The sequence below is a fragment of the Streptomyces sp. NPDC026575 genome, from assembly GCF_055567415.1.
In genome coordinates this window covers 98,397-105,479 of record NZ_JBVHQM010000030.1, presented here as the reverse complement: position 1 = coordinate 105,479, position 7,083 = coordinate 98,397, and the positions used below count along the sequence as shown (strand labels likewise).

The 7,083-nt window shown below is 69.7% G+C and carries 8 protein-coding genes; 3 read left to right on the top strand and 5 right to left on the bottom strand.

Annotated features, from left to right (window positions below):
* Together ACZ4NB_RS32110 and ACZ4NB_RS32105 are read right to left on the bottom strand one after the other, a co-directional pair.
* A partial coding sequence (locus ACZ4NB_RS32110) for an SDR family NAD(P)-dependent oxidoreductase (protein ID WP_467666557.1) occupies positions 1-341 on the bottom strand: 341 nt, incomplete at its 3' end.
* Positions 342-585: 244 nt separating this feature from the next.
* Complete coding sequence (locus ACZ4NB_RS32105; protein WP_467666556.1) at positions 586-1,368, bottom strand: VOC family protein; 783 nt, start codon at positions 1,366-1,368, stop codon at positions 586-588.
* Positions 1,369-1,491: 123 nt separating this feature from the next.
* On the opposite strand from ACZ4NB_RS32105, the gene ACZ4NB_RS32100 reads away from it, so the two are divergent.
* A complete protein-coding gene (locus tag ACZ4NB_RS32100; RefSeq protein ID WP_467666555.1) occupies positions 1,492-2,526 on the top strand; it encodes a helix-turn-helix transcriptional regulator in 1,035 nt (344 codons plus the stop codon).
* Between the two features lie 84 nt (positions 2,527-2,610).
* On the opposite strand, the gene ACZ4NB_RS32095 is transcribed toward ACZ4NB_RS32100, so the two are convergent.
* Entirely contained in the window at positions 2,611-2,937 is a 327-nt protein-coding gene (locus ACZ4NB_RS32095; protein ID WP_467666554.1) for a TfoX/Sxy family protein, read from the bottom strand.
* Between the two features lie 233 nt (positions 2,938-3,170).
* On the opposite strand from ACZ4NB_RS32095, the gene ACZ4NB_RS32090 reads away from it, so the two are divergent.
* Positions 3,171-3,503 (top strand): hypothetical protein, encoded by a 333-nt coding sequence (locus ACZ4NB_RS32090; RefSeq protein ID WP_467666553.1) that lies wholly within the window; start codon positions 3,171-3,173, stop codon positions 3,501-3,503.
* A gap of 322 nt (positions 3,504-3,825) precedes the next feature.
* On the opposite strand, the gene ACZ4NB_RS32085 is transcribed toward ACZ4NB_RS32090, so the two are convergent.
* Both ACZ4NB_RS32085 and ACZ4NB_RS32080 read right to left on the bottom strand, forming a co-directional pair.
* The gene (locus ACZ4NB_RS32085; protein WP_467666552.1) at positions 3,826-4,980 is read right to left on the bottom strand and encodes an oxygenase MpaB family protein; all 1,155 of its coding nucleotides are present in this window, start codon (positions 4,978-4,980) and stop codon (positions 3,826-3,828) included.
* Between the two features lie 742 nt (positions 4,981-5,722).
* Entirely contained in the window at positions 5,723-6,136 is a 414-nt protein-coding gene (locus tag ACZ4NB_RS32080; RefSeq protein WP_467666551.1) for a winged helix-turn-helix transcriptional regulator, read from the bottom strand.
* 85 nt (positions 6,137-6,221) lie between these two features.
* Between ACZ4NB_RS32080 and ACZ4NB_RS32075 the strand changes: the two genes are divergently transcribed.
* A complete protein-coding gene (locus ACZ4NB_RS32075; protein ID WP_467666550.1) occupies positions 6,222-7,034 on the top strand; it encodes an NAD(P)H-binding protein in 813 nt (270 codons plus the stop codon).
* The last annotated feature ends 49 nt before the right edge of the window (positions 7,035-7,083 follow it).

The following is a 7,083-nucleotide window of genomic DNA, read 5'->3' as shown; positions in this document are numbered from 1 at the left end:
CAGATGGCGTTGACGAGGATGTCCAGCCGCCCTCGTTCCCGGTCGATCCGCTCGGCCAGCGCCCGCACCTGGTCCGCCTGGAGGTGATCGACCACCGCGGCGATGCCCTCGCCGCCGGCCGCGGTGACCAGCTCGGCGGTCTGCTCGACGGTCTCCGCCGGCCGGCCCATCTCGCTGACCGTGCCACGGGTGGTGCGGCCGGTCGCATAGACGGTGGCCCCGGCCCGGCCGAGCTCGACGGCGATAGCACGGGCCGCGCCGCGACTGGCCCCCGTGACCAGCGCCACCTTTCCGGCCAGCGCCTTCTCCCCACCCGCACTCTGACTCTTCCGCGCCTTCACGGCATTAGCTCCTTCTTTGCATCGATAGTCGTGGATGGGAGTATGAGGCGGATACAGGTCACTTTCTGTCCTGCTTGCCGCGCCCACCGACATTCACCCAAGCGCTCCGTTTGCCTGGGCTCGCTCAACGTCACCGACTTCGATGCCGACCGGACATTGCCGTGATCGGAGCAGGTCAGCCGCCGAATCCGGAGAACCCACCCACACGGCCCGCCGGCCCCCGGTATGGGTCCCGTTGGTCGGCTCAGTCCTGCGGCATGGTGAAGAGGCCGAAGCGGTTGCCGTGGGGGTCGGTCAGGCGGGCGAAGACCAGGCCGTAGGCGGTGGCTTCGGGGCCGTACTCCACCGCTCCGCCGAGCGAGACGGCCCTGGAGACGTCGGTGGGCACGTCCGTGGCCAGGAACGTGGGCATGGCGAACTCCGCGCCGTCCGCAACCGCGCTGTAGTCGTACATGCCGCCGGTGGGGGCCGGGCCGGTGAAGATGCTGTAGTACGGCGTGCTCACCGAGCCCGGGTCCTGCTCGAAGCGCCAGCCGAACGCCTGGGCGTAGAAGGCCCGCGTCGCTTCGGCGTCGGTGGTGCCGATCTCGAAGCTGGCGAACGCGCCCGGCTGAGGCCGGCCCGCCCCCTGCTCCGCCTGCTGTGCACCGGTGCGGGAGACGAGCGTGAGGACGTTGCCGCGCGGGTCGGTCACGCGGGCGCGGACGGTCCGGTCGCCATCCGGGGCGGCCGGGGCGACCACGGTGGCGCCCAGTTCCTCCAGCCGGGCCGCGTCGGCGACCACGTCATCGGAGAAGACGCGCAGGCTGGTGGCTTCCTTGCCGCCGGCGGCGTGCTGCCGGATCAGGCCCATGGGGGCGGCCGCGCCCGGGGCGGTGATCCGGATGCAGGTGGAGCTGTCGGCGCCGGAGCCGGGTTCGGTGGCGAAGGTCCAGCCCAGTAGCGGGCCGTAGAAGTCCTTCACGGTCTTGGCGTCAGCGGTGTCGATCTCGAACCCGGAGATCATGTCGAGGCAGGACAGTTCCATGGCGCTTTCCTTTCGGAGGATCGGGAGGATCGGGAGAAGCAGAGGGGTTTCTCCCGGCTTGAACACCACCGTAGGAGCCCTTTAGGACACCTCGCGTCACTATTGCCTGGCAGGCTGAAAGACATGACCCAGGACCTGCCCGCCCGGATGCTGCGCCTGCTGTCCCTGCTGCAGATGCGCCGCGAATGGACCGGCGCCGAGCTCGCCGAACGCCTCGGTGTCACCCTGCGCACCATCCGACGCGACATCCACCGTCTCCGCGACCTGGGCTACCCCGTCCACGGCGCCACCGGAAAGGCCGGCGGCTACCGCCTGGCCGCCGGAACCGACCTCCCGCCGCTCCTGCTCGACGACGAGGAAGCCGTCGCCGTCGCGGTCGCCCTGCGCACCGCCACCAGCGGCGTGCGCGGTATCGAGGAGAGCGCGGTGCGCGCCCTGGCCAAGCTGGAGCAGGTCCTGCCCGCCCGCCTGCGCCACCACGTCGCAGCCCTGCACACCGCCACCGTCTCCGTGCCCTGGGCCGCCGGCCCGCAGGCCGACCCCTCCACGCTGGCAACCCTGGCCGCGGCCTGCCGCGACCATGAGGTCGTCACGTTCACCTACGCGTCCAAGAGTGACGCCGCTGTGGAACGGCGCCGCGCCGAACCGCACAGGCTGGTGGTCGCGGGGGACCGCTGGTACCTGGTCGCCTACGACACCGACCGCGCCGACTGGCGCACCTTCCGCGTCGACCGCCTCACCGACCCGGCCCCCACCGGCCGCCGCGTCACCCCACGACCCCTGCCCGCCGCCAACGCGGCAGCCTTCCTCGCCGCACGCATCGCCGCCGCCCCCGCCCGCTACACCCTGACGGCCACCGTGCCCCTCGACGCCGAAACGCTGCGCGATCGCCCCGGGACCCTTCCCGACCGCGTCCGCTCCATCGACGAGCACACCAGCACCCTCGACCTCACCGCCGACGACCCCCGCCACCTCGCCGCCCAGCTCTTCCGCCTCGACCCCGGCAGCACCGTGAACGGCCCCGCCGAACTCGCCCCGCACCTGGAGGAGCTGGGACACCTGCTGCTGCGCACCGCCCGCGCCCTCGCCCAACCCCTCGACGGGACGGACCAGCACGGCGCGGACCAGCACGGCACCGACGGCACCACGGACCGCTGACGGCACACACCCGCCGCCCGCCCCGCAGCCCGCTTCGCCACCGTGCACGGGGCGGGGTTCGTCACGGCGGGCGGACGGCCCGGCCTACTTGGGCGGTAGTTCGGCGGCGGCCTCCCAGCCCAGACACAGCCAGTCGTCCAGGACGTCGTCGTCGAGGACCTCCCCCGCCACCAGCAGCCAGCCCTTCGACACCCGGCCCTTGACCTCGAACGGCCGTGCACCGGGCCGGGTCAGGGCCTCCACGGTGTCTTCCGGCGCGACTCGTACGAACAGCTCGTCGCCGACCACACCGGCCACCGTGTTGCCCTGCGCCATGAAGACCAGCCCGCCGAACATCTTCTTCGCCGTGACCGGCTCGGTAGCCTCCAACTGCTCCCGGACCCGCTCAGCCAACACCTCGTCGTAAGCCATAACCTCACGCTACCCAGGCACCCCACCGTGCGCCCCCGCACCACCCCAGCCCGGCCCAAGCCGCACACCCTTCCCGGCCTGCCGTATCCGCCCAGCACGATGCAAAGGCCCGCCGAGCCCGGGGCCACCACAACGTGGTCTGCCTTCGGGCTACGCCCGCACTGTCAGCGGGTGGAGATCTGGTACTGCTGCGTCTCGGAGCACTCGGTGGATCCGATACCAAGGACGCCCGCTTGCCACGACCCCATGCGGACCTCCAGTTCCTCTCCCAGGGCGAGTTGTCCGGCACCGGGCCCTCCGCCGGGCTGTCGGCCCGCCACGTGACGGCGACCTGCCCCACCAACACGGTCCTGATCGGCGGTGGCGCCCGGACCACCCCGGCCAGCGTCGGCAGCCTCAAGCCGATCGCCCGCTTCCCCACCTTCAACGACCCGGAGCACCACTTCGGCCAGATCGCCGCGGGAGACGGCGAGAGGGGCCCCGACTCCTGGACGGCGGTCGGGGGGCATCGGAGGCGGACGCGACGAGAACAACATGACGTACGCGTACGCGATCCGCAGTGGTGACGACAGCGTGCGGCTTCCACGAGGTACTGCTGGTGCCACGGAGCGGTGACCTTGAGGAAGTGGTGGATGCCTTTTGCCGCGTTCTCAGCCATGTTCGCGCGGCGCTGGCGGATGTTCCGGAGCGGTTGGTCGGCGGCAACCGTGTGCATGACCTGGGGCCTGAGGGGAATGAGGCAGCACTGGAACTGGCGACTGACGCCCTCAGTCGCACCGGCCTGGTCGAAACAATCGCCGCCTCCACGGTCCCCTCTCAGGACCGGGCCCTGAGAGGAGAGGGGAGCGCGCGTTGTCTCCGCCGCGACCATCCGGCTGTCCCGCTGGGTCAGCGGTCGTCGTGCAGTTCCTGGTGCATCTGGGGCTGGTCGTCCTCGTTGTGGGTGAGGGCGTAGTTTTCGACTTCGTTGAACGCCTTGGAGGCGATACCGAGGATGTCCTTGTAGGGATTGACTCCGACGGCCTTCTTCGCGGTCTCGCCGAACAGTCCGCCGGCCGTGTTGCTGAGGAGGCCGTGGCCGGCGGCGAGGGGCTTGCCCGCGAGGTCGAGGGGGCTCTTCGGGATGCCGGCCATGTCGGCGTACTTGTCGGTGAGCGCCACGCGGGTCAAAGCGATGTACGCGTCACTGACTCCCGGCCCGACAAGCTCCCGGTAGAACTTGATGGCCTGCGCGGTCATGAACACACCGTCGTCGGTCTTCTTCCACTCCTCGTCCCGCACCTGGTTCCACAGGCGCTCGACCTCATCCGCGTTCTTGGGCAGGAGCCACTTCTCCGGGGTGCCGAGGTAGTGGTTGACGTAGTGCCAGGCGCCCACGAAGCCGTTCGCGTCGTCCTTGGAGACGTGCAGGCCCAGGTTCGCCATGCCCTGGAGGATCTGGGTGCTGAAGACGCAGGTGGCGCCGGTGGTGTACTTCTGGGAGACCGGCTCACCCCACTTGCCGTAGTCCCACTCGCCGCTCTTCTTGTGCAGCTGCCGCACCGAGGCGTGGACCATGCGGACCTTGGTCACGGTGGCGGCAAGACTGCCGTCGCGCATGGCGTTCTCATTGCCCATACCGAGAAACAGACGCGAGGACTGCGACAGCCGCCGGCCCGGTCCCTTCACGCCGCCGAGCCGGCCCGTGGAGCGCAGGGTGAAGGCGCCGGTGGGCGAGAGGTAGGTCCCGATGAGGCCGACGGTGCCCTGGAGCATGGACGCTTCCCCGTGATGGTGACGGAAGAAGCTCTCCGCCGCCTTGACGTCCGCCTCGCTCCAGCCCGGCGGCGGTGCCTGCGCCTCCCGAAGGAACTGGGCGAGGCGCTCGGGCAGCTGGGAGAGGTCCTGGCCGGGGCCCAGCTTGTTGATGGTGCGGAACAGGTGGTTGACCCCGTCGACCTCCCGGTTGTCGATCAGCTCGGACACCAGGGTGTCGGCGGCCGGATCACCGACCTTGTTCGCGGCCTCCAGCTCGCCCTCGATGTTCGCCGTCGTCAATGCCACAGCACAGCTCCGTCCTCGTCGATGGATAGAGGCGACCTCGTGGCCTGGCCCAAGCAAGGGCAGCGGTCAGCGTGCCGCAGCACAGCACACCCCCGGCAGCGTCGGAACAACACAGGTCATGCCGGGAAGGCAAGGTCACCGCCGGGGATCTTGCCCGAGCCGACTCCAGCCCACGTTGCCCCATTCGAGGGGCGTGGCCGTACGCCGGCGCACTCAGGGGCGCACACCGGAAGCACCCAGCAAGGTGCCATGGGCATCTGCGGGAGAAGGACGCAGCCACAACAGCAGAACGTGGTCGGCCGGAAGACAGCGAGCATGAGCGGCTGGCCGATCGACCCCGGCACACCACCCCGCCGGATCGGCGAAGCCCTGCCCAAGAACCCGCGGGGGCACCGAGCGACTGGATCCTGTGGCGCCCGACCGACCGCCCGCGACGACGCGCCTGGCGACCAGGACATCGACCGGGAGGCCATGCACTCTGGCGCCCACACACTGAGCCCTCGGACATTCACGGCAATGCTCGTGGTCTGGCGGCAAGGGGAGAGCGCATGGGTGTGTTGTGGAAACTGGAGCCTGCGACAGCGGCGAAGCACCGGCTCTACCAGCGGACGCGTGGTGGCCGATCCTGCTCCAGTCATTCGCGCCGACGGCCGGACACGCCCTAGTGCTGCTCCGCGGAAGTTCGTGGAGGGGGATCAGCCCACGCCACGTCATAGGCCGGCAAGGTGCTGGGGCCGTTTGTTCAACGGATTCCGGAGTCGGGATGTTCGGCATCCCATTCCTGGCGTGCTCGAGCGATGACGTCGCGGTGTTCTGCCGACCAGTCGGCGAGGGCTTTCACCAGATGTGTGAGGCTGTGGCCCATCGCTGTGAGCTCGTACTCGACCTGCGGAGGCACGGTCGGATACACAGTCCGGGTGATAAGCCCGTCCCGTTCCAGCCGACGCACGGTGAGCGTCAGCATCCGCTGCGAGATACCGGGTATGGCGCGTTGCAGCTGCCGGAAACGGCGTACGCCCTGGGCCAGTTCGACTACCACCAGGACCGACCATTTGTCCCCGATCCGGTCGAGCACCTCGCGGATCCCGCAGTCCTCGTGCCCGTCGCCGCAGCTGACGACGGGCTCGGTGGTTACCTCCGTGTGCCTCTCTGACATTGAAATGCCTCCTTACGCGCCCTGACGCAAACCCGCAGGATGATCCCGGTTACCGAAGAGAACCTACCGGAACGGGAAGACCTTCATGATCCTGGTTACTGGAGCCACGGGCGCCCTGGGCACACTGATCGCCGAACGGCTGGCCGACCGCGACGACACCGTCCTTGGAACGCGCGAACCTCAGCGATTCGAGGCTCCGCTGCCTGTCCGCCGCATCGACTTCGACGATCCCGACACGCTGATCACGGGCTTCCAAGGCGTGGACGTGCTGCTGATGATCTCGGCAGGCTACGGCGAGGATGACACCGTCATAGCCCGGCACGGCAGTGCCATCGACGCGGCCCAGAAGGCCGGTGTGGGGCATGTCGTCTATACGAGCTTGACCGCCGACGGCGACCACCTTCCCTACGCCCTGCCGCACCGTTGGACGGAGCGTCGTCTCCAGCAGAGCGCCATGGGCTGGACGATCCTGCGCAATGGCCTCTATGCAGAGTTGTTGGCCTGGCTGGCGGCGCCGGCGGAGGATGGGCGGATCACTGCCCCACTCGGCAAGGGCCGACTGGCGGCCGTGGCACGCGCGGATCTGGCCGACGCCGCGGTACGGGTGACGGTGGAAGCTGCCGCTCATGCGGGGCGCATCTATGAACTCGTCGGTGAGCAGGCCATCGGCGGCACCGATCTGGCGCACGCCCACGGGCCGCACGTCGCCTACGAGCCGGAGACACTCGCCCAGGCCCGCTCCCGCATCGCCGCTTCCGGCGCCAATCCGTTCCAGGTGCCGATGCTGGTGGGCACCTACTCCGCCATCGCTGCCGGATTCATGTCCCGCACCGGCGGTGACCTGCGACAACTGCTGGGCCGCGAGCCGCGTTCCCCGCTCGCAGCGGCCCTTGCGTAGTCCCCGGAGCAAAGAGCCCGCGCGCGACTTCGAAAACGGGGAGACCGAC

What these genes read in the sequence shown, in the direction of transcription:
- ACZ4NB_RS32105 (WP_467666556.1), bottom strand. Translation starts at nt 1,368, where the DNA reads ATGGAACTGTCCTGCCTCGACATGATCTCCGGGTTCGAGATCGACACC.
- ACZ4NB_RS32100 (WP_467666555.1), top strand. Translation starts at nt 1,492, where the DNA reads ATGACCCAGGACCTGCCCGCCCGGATGCTGCGCCTGCTGTCCCTGCTG.
- ACZ4NB_RS32095 (WP_467666554.1), bottom strand. Translation starts at nt 2,937, where the DNA reads ATGGCTTACGACGAGGTGTTGGCTGAGCGGGTCCGGGAGCAGTTGGAG.
- ACZ4NB_RS32080 (WP_467666551.1), bottom strand. Translation starts at nt 6,136, where the DNA reads ATGTCAGAGAGGCACACGGAGGTAACCACCGAGCCCGTCGTCAGCTGC.
- ACZ4NB_RS32075 (WP_467666550.1), top strand. Translation starts at nt 6,222, where the DNA reads ATGATCCTGGTTACTGGAGCCACGGGCGCCCTGGGCACACTGATCGCC.